This is a genomic window from Lentzea sp. NPDC006480 (assembly GCF_040611995.1).
Classification (GTDB): Bacteria; Actinomycetota; Actinomycetes; order Mycobacteriales; family Pseudonocardiaceae; genus Lentzea.
The window spans coordinates 1-20,282 of sequence record NZ_JBEXPJ010000002.1 but is presented as its reverse complement, the minus strand read 5'-3'; the positions used below and the strand labels follow the sequence as shown (position 1 = coordinate 20,282).

Annotated in this window: 17 protein-coding genes; 6 read left to right on the top strand and 11 right to left on the bottom strand. The window is 68.3% G+C overall.

Annotated elements, in window-relative coordinates; genetic code table 11:
* Positions 1-28: 28 nt before the first annotated feature.
* The 4 genes from ABZX92_RS01295 to lanKC form a co-directional block, all read right to left on the bottom strand.
* On the bottom strand, positions 29-1,747 hold the full coding sequence (locus tag ABZX92_RS01295) for an ABC transporter ATP-binding protein (protein WP_355552175.1): 1,719 nt from the start codon (positions 1,745-1,747) through the stop codon (positions 29-31).
* Complete coding sequence (locus ABZX92_RS01290) at positions 1,747-3,360, bottom strand: ABC transporter ATP-binding protein (protein WP_355552172.1); 1,614 nt, start codon at positions 3,358-3,360, stop codon at positions 1,747-1,749. Before ABZX92_RS01290 ends, ABZX92_RS01295 begins: the two co-directional genes overlap by 1 nt.
* A gap of 141 nt (positions 3,361-3,501) precedes the next feature.
* Positions 3,502-3,657: a SapB/AmfS family lanthipeptide gene (locus ABZX92_RS01285; RefSeq protein ID WP_355552169.1), complete on the bottom strand. Its 156-nt coding sequence runs from the start codon at positions 3,655-3,657 to the stop codon at positions 3,502-3,504.
* Positions 3,658-3,694: 37 nt separating this feature from the next.
* Positions 3,695-6,259, bottom strand: coding sequence for a class III lanthionine synthetase LanKC (lanKC, locus tag ABZX92_RS01280; RefSeq protein ID WP_355552166.1), 2,565 nt, complete (start codon positions 6,257-6,259; stop codon positions 3,695-3,697).
* Between the two features lie 609 nt (positions 6,260-6,868).
* On the opposite strand from lanKC, the gene ABZX92_RS01275 reads away from it, so the two are divergent.
* The gene (locus tag ABZX92_RS01275) at positions 6,869-7,447 is read left to right on the top strand and encodes a hypothetical protein (protein WP_355552163.1); all 579 of its coding nucleotides are present in this window, start codon (positions 6,869-6,871) and stop codon (positions 7,445-7,447) included.
* Between the two features lie 140 nt (positions 7,448-7,587).
* Here the strand turns inward: ABZX92_RS01275 and fabF are convergent, their stop codons facing one another.
* The 5 genes from fabF to ABZX92_RS01250 form a co-directional block, all read right to left on the bottom strand.
* Positions 7,588-8,823 (bottom strand): beta-ketoacyl-ACP synthase II, encoded by a 1,236-nt coding sequence (fabF, locus tag ABZX92_RS01270; RefSeq protein ID WP_045309237.1) that lies wholly within the window; start codon positions 8,821-8,823, stop codon positions 7,588-7,590.
* Positions 8,820-9,056: an acyl carrier protein gene (locus ABZX92_RS01265; protein ID WP_030465146.1), complete on the bottom strand. Its 237-nt coding sequence runs from the start codon at positions 9,054-9,056 to the stop codon at positions 8,820-8,822. The genes fabF and ABZX92_RS01265 overlap by 4 nt, the downstream gene beginning before the upstream one ends.
* A gap of 46 nt (positions 9,057-9,102) precedes the next feature.
* Positions 9,103-10,080 carry a beta-ketoacyl-ACP synthase III gene (locus tag ABZX92_RS01260; protein WP_355552159.1) on the bottom strand — a complete coding sequence of 326 codons (978 nt, stop codon included), beginning with the start codon at positions 10,078-10,080 and terminating at the stop codon, positions 9,103-9,105.
* Positions 10,077-11,006: an ACP S-malonyltransferase gene (locus ABZX92_RS01255; protein ID WP_355552156.1), complete on the bottom strand. Its 930-nt coding sequence runs from the start codon at positions 11,004-11,006 to the stop codon at positions 10,077-10,079. Before ABZX92_RS01255 ends, ABZX92_RS01260 begins: the two co-directional genes overlap by 4 nt.
* A gap of 194 nt (positions 11,007-11,200) precedes the next feature.
* A complete protein-coding gene (locus tag ABZX92_RS01250; protein WP_355552153.1) occupies positions 11,201-12,403 on the bottom strand; it encodes a helix-turn-helix domain-containing protein in 1,203 nt (400 codons plus the stop codon).
* 121 nt (positions 12,404-12,524) lie between these two features.
* Here ABZX92_RS01250 and ABZX92_RS01245 point away from each other — a divergent pair, with 121 nt between their 5' ends.
* The 3 genes from ABZX92_RS01245 to ABZX92_RS01235 all read left to right on the top strand — a co-directional run bounded on the left by ABZX92_RS01245 (position 12,525) and on the right by ABZX92_RS01235 (position 16,238).
* Entirely contained in the window at positions 12,525-14,081 is a 1,557-nt protein-coding gene (locus tag ABZX92_RS01245) for an alpha/beta fold hydrolase (RefSeq protein WP_355552150.1), read from the top strand.
* Positions 14,082-14,288: 207 nt separating this feature from the next.
* Positions 14,289-15,059, top strand: a complete 771-nt coding sequence (locus ABZX92_RS01240; RefSeq protein WP_355552147.1) for a hypothetical protein — start codon at positions 14,289-14,291, stop codon at positions 15,057-15,059.
* A 129-nt stretch (positions 15,060-15,188) separates the two neighbouring features.
* The gene (locus tag ABZX92_RS01235; protein WP_355552144.1) at positions 15,189-16,238 is read left to right on the top strand and encodes a glucose-1-phosphate thymidylyltransferase; all 1,050 of its coding nucleotides are present in this window, start codon (positions 15,189-15,191) and stop codon (positions 16,236-16,238) included.
* Here ABZX92_RS01235 and ABZX92_RS01230 read toward each other — a convergent pair.
* A complete protein-coding gene (locus tag ABZX92_RS01230) occupies positions 16,235-17,278 on the bottom strand; it encodes a winged helix DNA-binding domain-containing protein (protein ID WP_355552141.1) in 1,044 nt (347 codons plus the stop codon). The genes ABZX92_RS01235 and ABZX92_RS01230 overlap by 4 nt on opposite strands.
* A gap of 10 nt (positions 17,279-17,288) precedes the next feature.
* On the bottom strand, positions 17,289-18,380 hold the full coding sequence (locus ABZX92_RS01225; RefSeq protein WP_355552138.1) for a phytase: 1,092 nt from the start codon (positions 18,378-18,380) through the stop codon (positions 17,289-17,291).
* A 55-nt stretch (positions 18,381-18,435) separates the two neighbouring features.
* Here ABZX92_RS01225 and ABZX92_RS01220 point away from each other — a divergent pair, with 55 nt between their 5' ends.
* Together ABZX92_RS01220 and ABZX92_RS01215 are read left to right on the top strand one after the other, a co-directional pair.
* Positions 18,436-19,059, top strand: a complete 624-nt coding sequence (locus ABZX92_RS01220; protein WP_355552135.1) for a nicotinamide mononucleotide transporter family protein — start codon at positions 18,436-18,438, stop codon at positions 19,057-19,059.
* Positions 19,056-20,222: a M14 family zinc carboxypeptidase gene (locus ABZX92_RS01215; RefSeq protein ID WP_355552132.1), complete on the top strand. Its 1,167-nt coding sequence runs from the start codon at positions 19,056-19,058 to the stop codon at positions 20,220-20,222. Before ABZX92_RS01220 ends, ABZX92_RS01215 begins: the two co-directional genes overlap by 4 nt.
* The last annotated feature ends 60 nt before the right edge of the window (positions 20,223-20,282 follow it).

Below are 20,282 nucleotides of genomic sequence, written 5' to 3'. Positions count from 1 at the left end.
TGGGTCGGTTAGTCCTGAGTGGACCCCGCTACCGTTTGGGCAGCGGGGTTTCCTCGTGCCGCGTGGGGTCCCAGGCCAGCATGAGCTGTCCGTAGAGCGGCGAGGTCTGCAACAGGTGCTCGTGGGTGCCGAGCAACGGCTTCCCGCCGTCCATGACCAGCACGCGGTTCGCCCGCAGCGCCGAGCTCAACCGGTGCGCGATCACCACGAGAATTCCGTCCCTTTGGGCAAAGGCCCGTTCGACCCGCGCTTCCGCGGCCGGGTCGAGGTGTGAGGTCGCCTCGTCGAGGATCACCACGCTCGCGGACGTGACGTAGACCCGCGCGAGTGCCAGAAGTTGTGCCTCACCAGCGGAAAGTCCTTCGCCCGCGTGGCCGAGCGGAGCGTCCAGTCCGCCCAGCCGGTCCAGAAGTGGTTTGGCGCCAACCTTTTTCACCGCTTCGACGAGATCTTCGTCAGTGGCCCACGGCGCGAGCAGTGTGAGATTTTCCCGCACACTGCCCGTGAACAGGTACGTCTCCTGCGGAATCAGCGCGATCGCGTGGTGCCTCACCGCGGGAACCACCAGGTCGACGGGGGCACCGCCGAACAGGACGCAGCCGTTGTCCGGGGGCATCAGGCCGGTGAGCAGACTGGCCATTGTGGACTTGCCGATGCCGGACGGTCCGACCACGGCCAGGTGGTCGCCGGGCTTGAGGCCGAACGACAGGCCGCGCACCACGGGTTCCGCGTCCGGGCTCCAGCCGAACGTGACGTCCTTCAGCACGAATTCGCCGTTGGACGGAGCTTCCCGGCCTGTCTCCCGGGTTTTCTCCGGCGCGGCTTCCTGAAGTCGTTTGAGCGCGACCATCAGGCGCATCACGACGGTGCTGGTGGTGCGGGCCAGGCCGTGCAGCGCCGGGTTCACGCTGCTGGTGAGGTAGACGACCGCGGCGAGCACGGCACCCTTGGTCAGCTGGCCCGACGCGACGAGCGGGGGCGCGAACGCCACCAGCAGCACGATCGGGGCGAACCCGCCGATCGCGATCACCGTGGCGCGCAACGAGTTCGCCCACGCGACGACGACCGACGCCCTGGCCTGCCGGTCGATCTGCTTCGAGATGTCCCGGTAGGCCTCGTCGGACGCGGCACAGGCGGCGACGTCGCGCATGCCGGTGAGCACCGCGCCGGACGCTTCCGCGGTGCGCTCGTCGGCTATCACGGCGTCGCGTTGTCGTTTGGCCAGTGAGGGAAGCATGAGCCCGAACAGCACGAGCGCGGCGACGATCGGCAGCACCACCAGCCAGATCAGCGCGGCCGCCGTGGTCGCGAGGCCGATCAGTGCGGCGACCGTCGTGACGAGAAGTGCGCGAGCCTGCACCAGAACACCCGCGGTGGCGTCGCGCACGACCTCGACGTGCCGCGTGATCATGGCTACGGCGCTGGCATCCGGCGTGCGGCGGTGCGTCGGGTCGTTCAGCACACCCTTCACGACCTGCGTGACCAGCGCGTCGCGCATCGGTTCGACGACGCTGCCGAGCCGCGCGAAGACCTGGCGCTGGCCGAGTGCCCCGGCGACCGCGAGCGCCGCGAAGGCGAGCAGCCACAGGACACCGGACAGCGGATCACCCGCGGCGAAGCCCTGGTCGACGGCGGTGCCGACGAGCTTGCCGCCGAAGAACGCCGGCACGCCTTCGAGCATGGACCAGCCGAGCAGGATCAGGACACCTCGGCGGTGTCCGGCCAGCGTGGAGAGGTAGAAACGCATCACTCGCCCCCGGTGAACACGGCGCGGTAGTCCTCGTGGTCCCACAGCTCCTGGTGGGTGCCGGTGCCTCGCAACCGGCCCTTCTCCAGCCACACCACGACGTCCGCTCGTGCTGCCGTGGCTGGTCGATGGGTCACGACGACCCGTGTCCGGCCTGGTAGAGCGGTTGTCAGTGCGGCGTCCACTTTGGCCTCGGTGACCGTGTCGAGGCTGGCGGTGGCGTCGTCGAGCACCAACACCTTCGGATCGCGGACGATTGCGCGCGCGAGCCCGATCCGTTGCGCTTCACCGCCGGACAGAGGTGCGTCGGAGACCGGGGTCTCGTAGCCCTGTGGCAAGCGGATCAGCACGTCGTGCACCTGAGCGGCGACCGCCGCGTCCCGCACCTGGATCTCGTCGGCGTCGGTTCCATAGCCGATGGAACGGCCGATCGTCGTGCCGAGCAGGGCCGGCCGTTCGAAGGCGTAACCGACAGCGCCTTCCCTGGCGATCGTGCCGTCGTCCACTGCGGACAGTCCGCCGAGCACCGCGGCGAGCGTCGACTTGCCCGCGCCGGAGCTGCCCACGACCGCGGCGAACGCGCCGTCGGGGATCGTGAGGCTCACGTCGTGCAGGGCGCCGTCGACGCTGACGTTCTTCAACTCGATGCCGGTGCTGGGCAGGAGTTCTGGGCGCGCGGGCACCGGGGTGTCGAGGACCTCGGCGATGCGGGTGGCGGAGGCGCGCGTGCGTTCCAGCACCGTGAGCTGCGGCATCTGGCCGACGATGCCCATGCCGAGCGCCGTGTAGCCGAGCGCGGCGAGCACGTCGCCCGTGGTCAGCCTGCCTTCGAGAATGCCGAAACCGGCGGCGACGAGCACGGCCAGCTCCACGGCCGGCAGCAGGAGTCCCGCCCGCCACATCATCTTCGCCTGGGTGCGCCACATGCCCGCACCCGCCGCGGCGAGACGGGGGAGCGGCTGCAGCACGCGTTCCGACTCGCGGTCGGCGATGCCCGCAGCGGCGATCGTGTGCCTGCCGGCCACCGCGTCGAGCAGGCGGGCCGAGATCTCGCCGGAAACCTGCTGGTAGGCCAGCACGTCGTCGGCGGTGAGCTGCATGTGCGAACGGACCAGGAACATCGCCAGCGGCACGCTCACCGCGAACACCGCGGCGAGCCGCCAGTCCAGCAACGCCAGCGCGATGATCGATCCGGCCGACGACACCACCGTGATGACCAAGGACATCAGCGTCACGACGACGCTGCCCGCGTTGCCGCAGTCACCGGTCAACCGGCTCACCGCGTCGCCGGCGGCGAACCGGGACGGATGCCCGAGCGCGAGCAGGTGGCGGGAGAGCCGTTTGCGCAGCCACGCGGTGGCCCGGGCGGTGATGCTCGCGGCGAGCACGATGCCGATCGCGTCACCGACGATCTCGGTGGCCGCGAGCAGGAGCAACCACAGGACGGTGACCAGCACGAACGTTCCACTCAACGCCATGTCGACGGCGGCGGCGAGCGCGGTGGGGAGCAGAAGGCCGCCGGTGGTCGCCACGGCGGCGTTGAGGAGCAGCAGCCACGGGCGGAAGTCGCGTCTGACCGTGGAGAACAGCAGAGCGTCACCGGGTTTGGCCATCTCTGTTCCTCCGGAAGTCGTCAAGGCGCATCATGAGCGAGGGCCCGACAGCTGGCCGGCTGCCGGGCCCTGCAGTTGGCGGGTGAGCGGCATACTTCGCCTATGCCGCTCACTCACCGCGGTGTTTCAGTTGAGGCGTTGTCAGCAGGCCAGCAGGCTGACGGTGGAGTGCGAGCACGGGAGCAGCAGCGACGCGTTGGAGGCCGTCGTGGAGCCACCGCCGCCGCCGCCCGACGCCATCGCGTTGCTCGGCGCCTCGGGGGTCTCGAGCTCCTGCATGTCGAGGATGAAGCCCATGACAATCTCCTAATTTCGAGGGATCGATCTGTTACTGCTACCGGTCGCTGGGGACCGGCGTTCGTGAGCCCAGGAAGGGCAGTGGTGCACGGCCGTCCACAGTGGACGCTATGGCGAGCAGAACGCCCGCGCCGCCGGTGTTGAGGTCCATGGAGAGCCTTCGCAGCTGGACGCCCGGGAACGCGAGCCCGTCGCCGAAGCGCACGGCGTGCCAGCCGAGTGCCCGCAGGTGCTTCTGGACAGAGCGTTCGAGCCGTTCGTCCGGTGCGGTCCTGACCGCGTGGGCGAGGGTGGCCATCAGACCGGCCCTGCCCAGCGTGAACGCGGGCTGGATGACGAACTCTCCTGTGCAGCCGCTGAGCAGATCGGGCAGCTTCTCGACGCACGGCCGTTCGGGTGCGACCTTCGCGAACTCGGTCAGCGCCAGCGCGATGCCCGCGCCGCCGATGCCGACGTACGGCAGGCTCCGGAACGTGCCGTCCCGCACCTGCAGCGAGCCGTCGAGCGCGACCATCGTCTCGGCCAGGTCGCGTTCGAGCGCCTGCTCCGCGAGCTTCAGCCAGCGTCGTTCGGTGGTGTGCTCGAACATCCGCAGGAAGAACAACGACGGTCCCGACCAGCCGTGCAGCAGTCCGGCCCGTGCCTTGTCGCCCGGTCCTGCCACGTCGGCCAGCTGCTTCGCGAGCCGCTCGGCGAGCAGTTCCGCCTTGATCGCGAAGCTGTCGTCGTGGCGGGTGTCCGCGAAGTGCAGCAGGTTCAGCCCGATGCCGGACAGCCCCGCGCTCAGCCCGTGGTCATTCGTGGAGGGGACGAGCGCCGCGTACGTCTCGACGAGCTCGGTCGCGATGTCGTGGTGGCCGAAGTTCTCCAGCACGTGCGCGATACCGTGCGCGCCGACGAAGAAACCGGGCTGCTTCGGCGGGTCCTGCCGGACCGTCTTGATCAGCCAGTCCTCGTGCTCGGGGTAGCGCCCCTCGCCTGCTTCCGCGAGGGCGTGCAGCACGCCTGCCGCGCCGTAACCGAAGCACGTGCCGCCGACCTCGAACTGCTCGATGTCACCGGGGAACAGCCTGTCCGTCCGTTGTGGAGTCGCGCTGTGCAGGATCGCCGTGGCGATCTCCTTGCGCACGACCGTCCAGTCCGGGTTCTCCTCGTCGAACTCGGTGAACGCCGGATCGGTCGGCGGGTCGACGCGCGGGGTGAGCACGTCGATGATCGCCTGGCCGTACTCGTCGGAGAGCCCGAAGCGCTGCTTGATCACCTGCACGTGCTGGGGGAGTTTCGCGGGGGCGAGCTCCAGCACCGTGTTGAGCGGCATGAAGATCCACAGCTTGAGCGCCGCGAGCGGGTGCTCGTCGATCTCGAAGCCCTCGCGGTCCGGCGGGGCCTGGAAACCGGGCGCGCCCAGCGTCGGCCGGTGCACGTTCTCGATCGTGGACGACAGCTCGAAGTCGATCAGCGAGATCTCGTCGTCGTCATCGACCAGGATGTTGAGCGTGTGCAGATCGCCGAACACGACTCCGCGTTCGTGGACCCTGTTCATGAGGTCCTCGACCTTGCCGACGAGGGTGAGCGCGCGCTCCTTGTACTCGGCGAGCGTCTCGTCGGTCGCTTCCTTGTGCGTCAACGGGTAGTTGTGACCGAGCCACTGCCCGAGCGACTTGCCCGGCATGAACTCCATGGCGACGAAGAGGTGCTCCCACTCGGTGAAGCGGTCGTACACCTCCGGCACACCCTTGACACCGTTGAGCTTTGTGAGGATCTCGTGCTCGAGCTCCAGTCGTGCCACGGCGTCGCGGCCCTCGCGGTCGAGCCCGGCGTGCGGCCGTGCCTCCTTGAGGACGACCTCCTTGCCGTCGCTCTTGCGGGTGGCCTGGTAGACGCCGCCGCCGTTGGAGAAGTGCAGTGAACGCTTGATCTGGTACGGGAACTGTCCGGGGTCGCCGGCGTTGCGCTCGGCGAGGTGAGGCGCCAGGAACTCCGGCAGCTCGACCCACTCCGGCACGCTGAAGACGGGCTTGCGCTTGTCCGCGACGAGCTTGCCGTCCGGCCCCTCGATCGCGAGCACCTGCTGGCCGTCGACCTCGAGCCACTGCTCGGAGAACCCGCCGTAGCGCACGTAGAGCGGGCCCTTGCCGTAGCGCAGGTCGCTCAGGATGTAGGCGCCGTGCTCACCGTTCAGGATCGCGCCGAGCTCGGCGCAGATCTGCTGGAGCTGGTCGGTGTCGGCCGGGTAGATCGTGATCAGCTTGCCGCTGCCCTCGCGGGGGGCGTACTTCGAGTTGCGGGCCAGCACGATCGAGATCGTCGGCAGGTACTTGAACGGAATTCGGCGTTCGACGCAGTAGTCGAAAGTGGCTTTCAGCACCTTGCCCGCGTTGTCGAGACCTGCGGAGACGTGGATCTTCCAGCCCTGCTTCGGCAGCTGCACTCCGTGGGGGTGCAGGTGGCGCCAGACGTTGCGCTCGACCTGTACCCAGTCTGCCGGGAGTTCGGGCAGCTCACGCGAAAAGTCGTCACCGGGGAGGTCGCTTTCGGTGCTGCTCTGCAGATCGTAGAACCGTCGATCCGCGAAGCAGAACGCCTCGTATCTGAGGTCCACCGAATTCCCTCCTCGACTGTTTTGCGTTTTGTTGACGCGGCATATTCGGCCACAATTCAGCCGCTATGGCCAATCCGCCATTCGAGGTATATGGGTACCCCGTTCGTGTCCGAATGAGACATGGTTACCGGCGCGTATGTGACAGCTGGTGATGAGGTTTGGATCCATCTCACCCGGCTGCGAGGTTTGCTGACTGGTGAGTCAGCGCACCTGTCGTGCAGTTATGCTAAACGGCACTGTATCGTTCCACATGAGTGCAACGCGGTGAGCTGCGGTATTCCAAGTGGATCTCGACCTATAGTTGGGTGTACACAACCTTCGTGCACGCGCTGTGTTCTGTGCTCTTTTCGGGTGAAGTCGAGAATCGCGACGAATGCGTGTTTGGTACCGCTGATCGGCGGTATGGACTCACCTGAAAGAACTCATTCGGAGGATGAGATTGTGCATGCACTTTTATGTAGCAATCATTGTCTTGCTACATGCAACTTGCATCTGCGAGAAATGTAGTCTTTAGGGTGAAGTTTTATGTTTCGATGTAACGGAACCGTTTGTGAGTGAGCCTCTGCTGTCCGGGCGCTGCCGCGCGGGGGTGACGGCTAGGCTGTTTGCGTGGCGAGTGGGGCAAGCCGGTGGCTGGTGCCGGCCGTGGTGGTGATCAGCGGAGCTGCTGTCGCGGCCGGGATGGTGGGGCGGACGCTCTACTCCCGTCCCCCCGAGGCTCAGGGTGACCCGGTGGTGGCGTCGTCCGCCGTGGTGTCCGGGGAGCCTCTGCCCGGGAACTCGCAGGTTCGGTTGAGCCCCGACTCGTTCTTCCACCCGGATCGGACCGCGGTGCAGTCGGTGCTGCAGAGGTTCTTCGACGCGATCAACCGGCGGGATTTCGCCCGGTGGCGGGGGACTGTGTCGGCACGGCGGGTTTCGCAGACCGTGGAGTCGACTTGGGCTGCTGCGTACGAGACCACTCGGGATGGCGGGGTGGTGGTGCAGCGCGTCGAGTCCGATGTGGTCGGGCGGCGGTTGCGGGTGTTGATCTCGTTCGTGTCCACTCAGGACGTGGAGAAGGCGCCGGTCGCGTTGCCGGAGAGGTGCATCCGGTGGCGGGTCGTGTACGTGATGGTGTGGGAGGGCGGGGAGCTGAAGGTGGATGAGGCTCCGGAGAACCGGACTCCCCAGATGGAGAAGTGCTGAGCGCTTCACGCGCGCCGGGTTGGTCCGGGCGTCTGCGAGTACCACCAGCTCATGATCAAAACGTCGGTGACCACCGCCAACAGCACGAAGCCCCGGTCTGCCGAAGCTGACCGGGGCGTTGTGGTGCTGGCGGTGGTGGACTAGGCCGGGGTGAAGGCCAGGGCCACGTTGTGGCCGCCGAAGCCGAACGAGTCGTTCACCGCGGCGTCCAGCTTGACCTTGCGCGGTTCGCCCGCGACCACGTCGAGGGTCACCGCCGGGTCGAGGTTCTCCAGGTTGAGCGTCTGGGGAACCACGCCGTCGCGGATGGAAAGCACCGTGACGATGGCTTCCACCGCGCCCGCGGCACCGAGCAGGTGGCCGAGGGCGCCCTTCGGGGCGGTCAGGACCGGGTGGTCGCCGATCGCCTTGCGGATTGCCACGGTTTCCGCGACGTCGCCCACCGGGGTGGAGGTGGCGTGGCAGTTCACGTGGCCAACGTCGGACGGGTCGATGTTGCCGCTGCGCAGGGCTGCGGCGATGGCGCGGGACTGGCCCACGCCCTCGGGGTCCGGCGCGGTGATGTGGTAGCCGTCGGCACTGGTGCCGATGCCCGCCAGGCGGCCGTAGATCTTGGCTCCGCGGGCCTCGGCGAACTCGCGGCGTTCCAGGACCATGACGCCCGCGCCTTCGCCCAGGACGAAGCCGTCGCGGGCCGTGTCGAACGGGCGCGAGGCCTTTTCCGGCTCGTCGTTGCGGGTGCTCATGGTGCGGGCCTGGGAGAAGCCCGCGACCGGGATCGCCGTGATGCACGCTTCGGCGCCGCCCGCGACGACCACGTCGGCTTCGCCGGACATGATCATGCGGTAGGCCCACGCGATGGCCTCGGCGCCTGAGGCACAGGCGGAGACCGGGGCGTGGACACCTGCTTGGGCCTTCAGCTCCAGGCCCACGTGGGCGGCTGGGCCGTTCGGCATCAGCATCGGCACGGTCAGCGGCGACACCTTGCGCAGGCCCTGCGTCTCCAGGAGGTCGTCCTGGGTCAGGAGGGTGATCGCGCCGCCGATGCCGGTGCCGATGATGACGGCCAGGCGCTGCTTGTCGACGGTGTCGTCGTTGTGGCCGGCGTCGGACCACGCCTGGCGGGACGCCACGATGGCGACCTGCTCGGAGCGGTCCAGGCGACGTGCCTCGACTCGGGGGAGCACCTCGGTCGGGTCGACGACGAGCTGTGAGGCGATCTTGACCGGCAGGTCGTACTTCTCGACCCAGTCGTGGGTCATGGGGCGGACCCCGGACTTGCCGGCCAGGAGCGCGTCCCAGGTCGACGTGACGTCACCACCGAGCGGGGTGGTGGCACCCAGCCCGGTGATGACGACCTCGATGCCCGAAGTCACTTGTTGCTGGTGATGTAGTTCACCGCGTCACCAACGGTCTTGAGGTTGGCCAGCTCGTCGTCCGGGATCTTCACGCCGAACTTGTCCTCAGCCTGGACGGCGATCTCGACCATCGACAGCGAGTCGATGTCGAGGTCGTCCACGAAGGACTTCTCAGCGGTGACGTCGTCGGCGGCAACGCCGGCGACCTCTTCGACGATCTCGGCAAGACCGGACAGGACGTTGTCGCTCACTGAAGTTCCCTTTCGATTGAAACGATGGAAAAACCGTGGGTGGTACTCACGGGCACCGGACCACCTGTCCCGCGTAGGACAGGCCCGCGCCGAACCCGACCATCAGCACCACGTCTCCGCTGGAGATCTCGCCCGCCGCCCGCATGTGGTCCAGCGCCATGGGGATTGAAGCAGAAGAGGTGTTGCCGGATTCGACGATGTCTCGAGCGACCTTCAGGTCCTCGCGCGCACCATTGTTGCGCAGGCGCTTGGCGATCGCCTCGATGATCCGCAGGTTCGCCTGGTGCGGGGCGAACACGTCCACATCGGACAGTTCGACACCCGCGAGCTCGGCGGCGCGGATCGCGATGGGCGCGATCTGGGTCGTCGCCCAGCGGAAGACCGTCTGGCCTTCCTGGTGGATGAAGGAGTCGCGGTCGACGATGTTGATGACATCGGCCATGTCACCGGCCGAGCCCCACGCGACGGGGCCGATCTGGTTCTCGTCGCTGGCGCTGATCACGACGGCGCCGGCGCCGTCCGCGAAGATGATCGCGGTCGACCGGTCGTCCTGGTCGGTCCAGTCGGTGAGCTTCTCGGCGCCGATGACGAGCACGTTCTTGAGCGTGCCGGCGCGGACGATGTCCGACGCGGTGGCGACGGCGTAGCAGAAGCCGGCGCACGCGGCGTTGAGGTCGAACGCGGCGGCCGCCTTGATGCCGATCTTGTCCGCGACCTGGGCGGCGGCGTTCGGGATGGTCGACGGCATCGTGCACGTCGCCACGATCACGCCGCCGATGTCGGCGGGGGTCAGGCCCGCGTCCTCGATCGCCCTGGTGCCCGCCGTGACCGACATGTCCACGACGCCCTCGTCCTTGGCCGCGATGCGCCGGTTCACGATGCCGACGCGGTCGCGGATCCACTCGTCGGACGTGTCCATCCGCTGAGCGAGGTCGTGGTTGCTCACCACCGTCTCGGGCTGGTAGCTGCCGAGGCCGATGATGCGGCTACCCGCAGATGCCTGCGGGGCCTGGAATGTCGTCACTTAGTGGCTCCAACGGTGTCGAAGAGCTCCGCGACCTTCTCGAGCTGGTCGGGGGTCTTCAGGGCGAGGGTGGCCGTGCCCTTCATCGCACGCTTGGCGAGACCCGTGAGAGCGCCGGCGGGCGGCAGTTCGACGGAACCGGACACACCCTTCTCGACGAGAGTTGCCTGGCAGACGTCCCAACGGACCGGGCTGGTGACCTGGGAGACCAGGCGGCGCAGCACTTCGGTGCCCTCGGTGACGGCCTGACCGTCCTTGTTGGACAGCAGCGGCATCAACGGGTCGTGCGTGGTGACTTCGGCGGCACGCGCGCGCACAGCGTCTTCTGCGGGCGCCATGTACTTCGTGTGGAACGCACCCGCGACGGCCAGCTTGCGGACCTTCGCCGAGCCCGGCGGGTTCTCCGCGAGCTCGTCGAGAGCGGGACGCGGGCCGGCCGCGACGATCTGGCCGGCGCCGTTGCGGTTGGCGGGCACGAGACCGAGTTCTTCGAGGCGCGCGAGCACCTCCGGCTCGTCGCCGCCGAGCACCGCGGCCATGCCGGTCGGCTCCAGCGCGCACGCCTGGGCCATCGCGGCACCGCGCACGGCGGCCAGTGCGACCGCGTCGTCGGCGCTGATGACGCCCGCGATCGACGCGGCGGCCAGCTCACCGACCGAGTGGCCCGCGACGATCACGTCCGCGGGCAGCTCGACGCGGCGGCGCAGCTCACCGAAAGCGAGCAGCGCCAGGGCCACGACCAGCGGCTGGGTGATGGCGGTGTCGACGATCTCCTCGGCCTCCGCGGTGGTGCCGAGACGGACGAGGTCGAGACCGGTGATCTCCGACCACGCGCGCACCTGCTTCTCGGCCCCCTCCAGTTCGAGCCAGGGGGCGAGCATGCCGGGCGTCTGGGACCCTTGTCCGGGCGCGAGGAGTGCGATCACGTCGATTACTAAAGCTGGTGAACCCACCGGTACCCCATGCCGTAAAGAACGAAGTACTGCGATCGTATTTGTAGAGACCCTACAAAAGTGTCAGCCAGGTGAACGCTGCCCGACGTCGCCGCAGGTCAGCGTGTGGCAAGGTCGTTTGGCTCTCACCCTAACGGATGTGTGCGAAGTCGGTCACAACCGGTTCGCTACCACAGCCCCCGGGAACGAGCAAGGCGTCCTACAGACAAAGCGACGCGAAGCACAAGCGCGTCTCGAGCGTCATGTGCATTTCTTCCCGTCATTTCCTGAACGCGCCGAAGGCGATATCTGACCGTGTTCGGGTGCACGAACAGTCTTTTCGCGCACGTCTCCAGCACGCCGCCGACCTCCAGGAACGCGTCCACGGTCTCCAGCAGCGCGCCCCCGGCGTCCTCCAGCGGCCTCGCAACCCTGTCGACGAGCTGCCACTCGGCCTCCGGATCACCCGCGAGCGCGCGTTCCGGCAGCAGGTCGAGCGAGCGGACCGGCCTGGGCGCGGCCGGCCACCCCACCACGGCCCGCAGCCCGCTCAACGCGTCGCTCGCACTGCGGTGGGCTTCGGACAGGCTGGCCACCGTGGGCCCCGCCACGACCGGACCCTCGCCGAAGCCCTCGGCTATCCGGCCGAGCACGTCCTCGCCGGTCTCGGTCGGCCCGCCGAGCACGACGACCAGCCGCGAGCCCTGCACGGACAGCAGCACCGGCCGTCCCGCGCGGGCGGCCTTGCTGCGCACCGAGTAGACGATCGCCGGCGGATCCTCACCACCGGGGTTGCCGACGAGGATGGTGGCTTCGAGCGCCGGGTCCCAGCCCAGCGCGGCGGCCCTGCTGAGCAACGACTCCTCCGGGTCGCCACGCACGATGCCGTCCACGACCAGCGCTTCCAGCCGGGCGTCCCACGCACCGCGCGCCTCGGCGGCCGTCGCGTAGGAGGTGGCGGCGGAGAAGGCGATCTCCCGCCCGTACCGCAGCACGCCCTCCATGAGCAGCGCGCGTTCGGTCTCGTCGGCCGCCATCTCCGGCATCTGCTCCTCGAACAGCTCCAGCGCTATCCGGACGAGCTCGACGGTCTGGCGCAGGCTGACCCAGCGGGAGATGTCCTTGGGGGCACTGCGGAACGCGTCCGCGCTGAGCCGGATCGCCTGCTGCCGGTCGTGCAGCCACTCGACGAAGCCGGCCACGCCGTTCTGGATCAGCAGCAGCACGCTCGCGCGCTGGTCCGCGGGCATCCGGGCGAACCACGGCAGCCGCTCCTCCATCTCGGAGACGCTCGCGGTGGCGAGCGATCCGGACGCGCGCTCGATCTTGCGCATCGTGCGGGCGGAGAGGGTCGGCGGGTGCTCCTCCTTCGCCTTGGCTGCCTTCGTCATATCCGCAGCTTAAGGCCCATCGGGTGACATCACCGGGACGGGTGACAGAACCGTCTCAGCCGTTTCAACGGCCATACCGTCGGGCAGCAGAGGTCTTTTCGTCCGGCACGGAGGTTTCGTCTTGCGCAGGTTCCTGGTTTTCGTCCTCGGCGTGGTCGCGCTCACCGCCACGGGCGTGACCGCCTCGGCCGACCCTCCCGACCCCCTCGCCGAGTACAACGCCCAGCCGGTCAAGTGGGCGCAGTGCAGCGGAAAGCTGAGCGAGCTGGAATGCGCGACGCTCATGGCGCCGCTCGACTACACCAAGCCGGCCGGCGACCGGATCAACCTGACCATCAGCCGCAGGAAGGCGGCGGCGCAGGACCGCAGGCGCGGCGTGCTGTTCACCAATCCGGGTGGACCTGGTGGCTCCGGGCTCAGCCTGCCGCTGTTCCTGGCGAAGTCCGAGCTCGCGCAGGTCTACGACGTGATCGGCTTCGACCCGCGCGGCGTCGGCGGCTCGACGGCGCTGAACTGCCGGGCCGCGCCCGCGATCGCCGACCCGGAGTCCCGGCCGGCGGACGCCGAGTTCGGCAAGTGGGCGGCCGAGGCGCGCGAGGCCGAGGAGGCGTGCCAGCAGTCGGCCGGCGGGATCCGGCAGTTCATCAGCACCGCGAACACCGCGCGGGACATGGACGTCGTGCGGGCCGTGCTGGGTGAGCAGAAGATCAACTACCTGGGCTACTCCTACGGCACGTACCTGGGCGCGGTGTACGGGACGTTGTTCCCGAACCGGCTCGACCGCAGCGTGCTCGACTCGGCGGTGCACCCGGAGTGGGTGTGGCACGAGCAGTTCCGCCAGCAGGCCGTGGCGTACCGGCACGACGTCGAGATGTGGGCGACGTGGGTCGGGGAGCGCAACGAGAAGTTCGGCCTGGGCAAGTCGCAGGACGAGGTGATCGCCGAGGTCGAGAAGGTCGCCGCGAAGCTGCACGGCACGCCGATCGGTGAGCACAACCGCTCTTCCTTCGACGGCGCGATGGGTGTGGGTGCCCGCTACCGTCCACTGTGGTCGGATCTGGCAGCGATCGTCGTCAAGCTGCGGTCGGGCGAGAAGCCGGCGAACACCGAGGGCGCGAAGGCCGGGCAGGTGCTCGCGAAGACCGGTCTGCAGGAGCTGCGGTCCGGCGTGTTCGACACGGTCACCTGCGAGTCGGACTGGCCGACCGACCTGCACCTGTACTACGAGGACATGCGGACCTTCCGCGAGCGCTACCCGTTCGGCTTCGGCATCGTCCGCGCCGCCCCGATGACGTGCACGTTCCGCTCGTTCACGCCGCCGGAGGAGCCGGTCAAGCTCGCGCGCAACGGGTACCCGGTCGGCGTCGTCGTGCAGTCCGAGGGTGACACGCAGACGCAGTACGCGAGCGGGCCCGCGATGGCGGCGCGGCTCGGGGACAACCTGATCACCGTCGTCGACGAGGGCAAGCACGGGCTCTACAACGGCGGCAACAAGTGCGTAGACGCGAAGGTCAACCGGTACCTGATCGACGGGGCGTTGCCGGGCAGCAGCTCCGAATGCGCCGGCGACCCGCGGCCGGACGTGCCCAAGGACGGCCAGGGCGGTGCGGCTCCGGCTCTGTCGCCGGACCGGCTGCAGACGTATCTGGACGGCCGCGGCCTCAGCGCGAGGCCCTGAATATGTGGAAGCGCCCGGCACTCTCCGTGTCGGGCGCTTCCCTCTCCCCGGTCCCCACCGGTAGTTCCACTCTGGACTGTATTGAGACAAAAATCCACGTCAGCCACCCTTTCGTGTCACAGTGTCGAAGTTGCCGAGCGGGGTGAACCGCGAAACGATCAACTGGTCGGATATTCACTCACCGCAACATCGTTCTTTGGAGGGCCCGTGGGCTCGCAAATCACCGAGGGCCTGGGCCAGGCGTGGGCCATGATCGCCACGTTCGTGCCGAAGCTCCTCGGCTTCCTGCTCGTCCTGGTCATCGGCTGGTTCATCGCCAAGGCTCTCGCCAAGGCAGTCCAGTTCCTGCTCAAGCGCGTCGGCTTCGAGAAGCTCGTCGACCGCTCCGGCCTGAACAGCGCCATGAGGCAGTCGCCGATGGACGCGTCCGGCCTGATCGCCAAGATCGTCTACTACTTCGTGCTGCTGATCGCGCTGCAGCTGGCGTTCGGCGTGTTCGGCGCGTCGAACCCGGTCAGCACGCTGCTGAACGAGGTCATCGCGTACCTGCCGCGCATCGTCGTGGCGATGGTGCTCGTGATCGTGGCGTCGGCCATCGGCACCGCGCTCAAGGGCCTCGTCACCGGCGCGCTCGGCCAGCGCTCGTACACGAAGATCCTGGGCAACATCACCTACGGCTTCGTGATGGCGCTGGGCATCATCGCGGCGCTCAACCAGCTGGGCATCGCGATCTCGGTGACGATGCCGGTGCTGATCGCCGTGCTCGCCACGGTCGCCGGCGTGATCATCATCGGTGTGGGCGGCGGTCTGGTCCGCCCGATGCAGGCGCGCTGGGAGGGCTGGCTGAACCGCATGCAGGAGGAGGCGAACGTCCAGTCGCCGATGCCGCGCGCGTCGCAGGAGATGCCCGCGAACGTGGGCGGCCGCATGGGTGACGCCCCGACGCCGCCGTCGGGCATGCCGATGGGCGAGAAGTAGTTCTCACTTCGTCGAAGGGGCCCCAGCTCTGGGGCCCCTTCTTCGTGTTCTGACGGTTCTCCAGCTGTCGTCCAGTGACCGCACGGACGCTCGTACTCACCCGAACTGTCCGCTGCCGGTGGAGGACCCATGAAAGCCCTTGTGCTGTCCGGAGGTGCGGGAACAAGTCCCGCGGGATGCTCGCTGCCGGCGCTGCTCGTCCCCATCGCGAACAAACCGGTGCTCCAGTACGTCGTGGACAACCTGCGGGACATCGGGATCACCGAGATCGGCGTCGTCATCGGGGACGGCGAGCACGAGGTCGCGGAGCTGTTCGGCGACGGGTCGGTGCTGGGCGTGACGCTCACGTACCTCGACGAGAGGACGTCACTCGGGCTGGCCCACTCGGTGCGGCTCGCCCGGCCGTTCCTCGGAGACGACGACTTCGTGCTGTACCTGGGCGGTACGGTGTTCGCCGACGGGATCTCGCACATCGCCGAGGACTTCGAGCGGCTGCGGCCGTCCGCGCAGGTGCTGGTGGACAAGGTGGAGGACCCGCGGCTGTACGGAGTCGCGGAGGTGGACGAGAACTCGCGCGTGACGCGGCTGATCGAGCGCCCGCGGGAACCGCGCAGTGACCTCGCGATGATCGGCGTCTACTTCTTCACCTCCGCGATCCACGCCGCCGTGGACGCGATCGAGCCGTCGTGGCGCGGCGAGTTCGAGATCACCGACGCGTTGCAGTGGCTCGTCACGCACGAGCGCGATGTGCGGGCGTCGAGCTACTCCGGGTTCTGGAAGGACACCGGGAAGATCGAGGACGTGCTGGAGTGCAACCGCGAGCTGCTGCTGGGACTGCGGGCGGACGTCCAGGGCGTCGTCGACGCCGAGTCGCGGCTGATCGGCGACGTGGTGATCGAGGAGGGCGCGCGGGTGGTGCGGTCGTGCATCGTCGGGCCCGCGATCATCGGTCCGGGCACGCTGGTCGAGGAGTCGATCGTCGGGCCGTACGCGTCGGTCGGCGCGGACTGCCGCATCACCGAGTCCGGGGTGGCCGACTCGATCGTGCTGAACGAGGCGTCCGTGCACAACGTGTCCGGGATCGAGACGTCGTTGATCGGGCGCAAGGCTCGGGTGGGGTCCGCTCGCCAGCACCGGCTGGTCGTCGGTGACGGCGCGCACGTCGAGGTCGCTGCTTAAGGGTTCATCCAGTCCTGAAGGCGGTCGCACTCCTCGGCGACCGCCTTCTGCCTGCTCTTCGGGAGCTTGTCCAGGTAGTCGACGGTGATGCTCTTGTCCTTGGCCACGGACCAGGTGGCGACGACGTAGCCGTCGACGAGGACGGTGGGCTTGCCGCCGACGACCACGCCGAGCCGGTCGTCCGCGATGACCCTCCTGCGGTCGGCGTGGGCGAGCAGGATGTTGTCGAACTCGGGCAGAAGCCTCACCGGGAGCGGGGTTTCCGGGTGGGGGCGCGGCGCATCCGGGAGGTCGAACAGCTCCTTGCCGGCCTCGTTCTGAAACGTGACGAGTTGCGGCCTGAGTTCTTCGAAGACCTCGCCGAGCCGGGTGAGGCCGGACCACTGCTGGGCGTCCATCACGGTCGACGGGCCGAATGCCTTGAGATAGCGCAGCACCAGCGTTTCGCGGTTCATGGGGTGCTGTTCCTGGTCCAGCCAGGACTCCAGGGTCGTGCAGATCGCCCGGCCGCTCCTGTGCCACAGGCCTCTTGGAGGGATCTGGACCAGGGCGAGCTTGTTGCGCAGTGCGTTGCCCAGCACGGTGTGTTCGCGGTCGGGCCAGAGCTCCTTGAGCTGCTTGCCCGCTTCCGCGGTGCCCTGCGGGGTGTCTTCGAGGATCTTGCGACCGGCTTCGGCGACGGCGTCCAGGTCGAGGCCCCGCAGTGGTTTGGCGAACGGGCCGCTCTGCAGCTCGCGGTCGAGCTTGAGCTGGGTGTGGGGCCTGAGTGCGAGGGCGTCCTGGGCGCTGACCAGGTGGATCGTTCCGCGCATCAGCAGGATTCGGACCACGTGCCTGCTGATGAGGAGGTCTTCGAGCTCGTGCGGCTGGAAGTTGTTGAGTCGCGTCCACAGGCCGACGTACGGGGACTTGGGTTCCTGTGCCTGGATGCCGAAAAGGCGCTCGATGGTGGCGAACGCGCCGATGTCGGCACGCTCGCGCAGCATCTGTCGTTCGATCAGCGCCCGGTTGAGGGCGTCCTGGCTCAGCTGGGTCCCCATGGGGGACAGGTTAGAACCTGATGAACGCGAAACCCGTGCCATTCGGGCGTTCGCCGTCGTGGACGACGAGCAGGTTGAGCTTGCCGAGGACGATGTCGGCGCCGTCGGAGTGTTCGACGTCCTTGATCCGGAAGTCCTTGAGGGGCTTCATGTCCGCCGTGCGGTAGGCGACGAACCGGGAGTCGCCCTGGCTGGACGCGAGCAGCACGCCGTCCGCGATGGTGAGGCCCTCGGCGTCGGCTTCGAGCCACTTGCCGCCGAAGCCGGGGTCGGGGCCGTCCGCTTCGCACTCCTCGGTGTCGGGGTTGTACCTCTGCGGCGCGCCCCAGGTCTTGACCTTGTCGACCAGCTGCGGCTTGCCGAAGCCGTTGGCGCGCAACGGAATGCGCCAGATGCCGACGTCTTCCTGCGCCGCGTACAGGGTGTTGGTGCGCTCGTCGATCACCATGCCCTCGACCTGCGGGCCCTCGCCGGGCTCGGTGCACACCGTCCACTGCTTGCCGTTGGGCAGGGTGAAGGTGCTCGGAAGGTCCAGAGTGGACACCTTCCTGGTGTCGTCGCCGGTCGCCTGCAGGAGCGCGATGGTGGCCTCGCTGCGGCGGCTGGTGACGACGACGTCCTTGCCGTTCACGCGTCCGGCGGCGAGGCCGTAGACGGTGTGCTGCTTGTCGACTTCCTGCTCGGTGCTGCTGAACACCGGCTTGGTGGCCGGGTTCGTGACGTCCTTCGCGCCGTGTTCGTCCACTTGGAACACCCGGATGCGGTCACGGCCGCGGTCGCTGACGAACGCCCGGTCGCCGAGCACGTCGACGTTGTTGTAGCGCCCCGGTTTGGTGCCGGGCGTGGGTGGCAGCGGCGCCGGGTACACGCCGATCGTGCGGCCGTTCAGGTCGAACGCCGCCAAGCCGCCTTCCTTGAGTGTGCCCAGGACCACACTGCGTTCGGTGTTGCGCGGGTTCACCCAGATGGCCGGGTCGTCCGCGTCGGCGGGCTCCTCGAACGTCTGCGTGATCGCCGTCGGTGTGATGACGGGAGTCGCGGGCGCGGAAACAGGCCCTGTGAGGAACAAAGGCACGAGCGCCAGCGCTGAGGAAGATGACATGGTGGGAACGTAGAAAACACCGGTGTACGGCGACTGAACCGCGGGAGAACAAGCCGTGTGGTACGAGCTGGGACTGACGATCTTCGGGCAGAAGATCGCGTACACGGAGCTGTTCGGGCAGGTCCTCGCGTTGGCGGTGGTCTTCCTGGCACAACGTCGTTCACTCTTGACCTGGCCGGTTCAGCTCGTGTCGGTCGCGCTGCTGTTCACGGTCTACGCGTCCGCGCACCTGGGCGGGCTCGCCACCCGGCAGATCGTCGTTGGGCTGATCGCCGTCTACGGCTGGTACGCGTGGGTGCGCCGGCGTGATCCGGTGTTCGGTGTGGTGGTGCGCAAGGGTTCCTGGCTCGAACGCTCGGTCGTGGCCGGCGTGTTCGTGGCCGGCACCGTTGCCTTCGCGCTGGTGCTGGACTGGCTGCACGCCTCGTGGGCGCCGTGGCCGGACGCCGCGATCTTCGTCGGCACCGTTCTCGCGTTCGCCTTGCAGGGCTTGGGCCTGGTGGAGTTCTGGCTGGTGTGGCTGGCCGTCGACGCGGTCGGCGTGCCACTGCAGATCCAGTCGGGCCTGTACTTCAGCGCGCTCGTGTACGTGGTCTTCGCGGGCCTGGTGATCCACGGTTTCGTCGACTGGAACCGCACCGCCCGCCGGTTGACACAGGCGGCAAAGTCTCCTCTATGAGGGGACTGATCGCTTTACTGGCTGCTGTTTCGTTGCTGGTGCCCGTGCCCGCTCAGGCCACTGCCGAGCCGCGGACGGGTTTCGAGAAGACCGGCAAGTGGACCACCGAGGCCGAGGAGCAGGCCTACCTGACTGCTACGGGCCTTCCTGTCGCCCAGATCGGTGTGACTGCTCAACGCCGTCCGATCCAGCTGGTGCGCGTCGGCTCGCGGTCGGCCCGCACGGTGGTGCTCTTCATCTGCTCGCAGCACGGCGACGAGCCCGCGGGTCGCGAAGCCTGCCTGATCCGGATGCGCTCGCTGCCGCGCTCTTCCTCGGTGACCTACCTGTTCGTGCCGAACGCCAACCCGGACGGCCGCGTTCTTGACACCCGCGGCAACTCCGCCGGCATCGACATCAACCGCGACCACTTGCTGCTTCGATCGGCCGAGGCCCGCGCGATGGCCGCCGTGATCCGCGACTACCAGCCCGACGTCATCCACGACCTGCACGAGTTCGGCCCGTCCGCGCCCTACTACGTGAAGGACGTCCTCTGGCTGTGGCCGCGCAACCTCAACGTTGCCGCCGGGGTCCACTCGCTCTCCGAGTCCCTGTCGCGCTCCTACGTCCGGCCTTCGGTCGAGGCGGCCGGCCGCAGTTCGGGCGTCTACGGCATCTACGTGGACCCGGTGACCGGCGAGCCCGTCCGCCAGGTGGCGGGCGACCACCAGGAACGCATCCTCCGCAACACCGGCGGCCTGAAGCACGGCATGGGCCTGCTCGTCGAGACCAACGCCGACGGCGCTCCCGCGTTCCGCGTCGATTCGCATTTGAAGGCGCTGGACGGCACCCAGTCGTTCGTGCGTGCTCGGGGTGCGGAGATCGAAGCCGCCAACGCCGCTTCCCGCGCCGTCCGGTCCGGCCCGATCTACTTCGGCGGCGCCGACAACCAGCCTCCGGCGCCCGGTGATGTGCTCGCCACGCCTCCGTGCGGCTACGTGCTGACCGGTGCGCAGTACCGCGAGTTCTCCGACGAGCTCGGCCTGCACGGCATCAAATCCCTGTACCTGCGCGGCGGCGACCGCATCGTGCCCCTTCGCCAGGAAGCCCGCTCGATCATCCCGCTGCTGCTGGACGCCCGCGCCGCCGAGCCTCTTCTGAAGGCCCAGCCCGCGTTCACGTAGTCCACACAGGACTGCTTGCACGCGACGCCGTGGACGACCTGCCACCCGGCGGGCACCTGC

Bases quoted from the DNA above. Each gene is read 5' to 3' on its own strand.
- ABZX92_RS01295 (WP_355552175.1), bottom strand. From the start codon at position 1,747: ATGCGTTTCTACCTCTCCACGCTGGCCGGACACCGCCGAGGTGTCCTG.
- ABZX92_RS01290 (WP_355552172.1), bottom strand. From the start codon at position 3,360: ATGGCCAAACCCGGTGACGCTCTGCTGTTCTCCACGGTCAGACGCGAC.
- ABZX92_RS01285 (WP_355552169.1), bottom strand. From the start codon at position 3,657: ATGGGCTTCATCCTCGACATGCAGGAGCTCGAGACCCCCGAGGCGCCG.
- ABZX92_RS01250 (WP_355552153.1), bottom strand. From the start codon at position 12,403: ATGACGAAGGCAGCCAAGGCGAAGGAGGAGCACCCGCCGACCCTCTCC.
- ABZX92_RS01235 (WP_355552144.1), top strand. From the start codon at position 15,189: ATGAAAGCCCTTGTGCTGTCCGGAGGTGCGGGAACAAGTCCCGCGGGA.
- ABZX92_RS01230 (WP_355552141.1), bottom strand. From the start codon at position 17,278: ATGGGGACCCAGCTGAGCCAGGACGCCCTCAACCGGGCGCTGATCGAA.
- ABZX92_RS01225 (WP_355552138.1), bottom strand. From the start codon at position 18,380: ATGTCATCTTCCTCAGCGCTGGCGCTCGTGCCTTTGTTCCTCACAGGG.
- ABZX92_RS01215 (WP_355552132.1), top strand. From the start codon at position 19,056: ATGAGGGGACTGATCGCTTTACTGGCTGCTGTTTCGTTGCTGGTGCCC.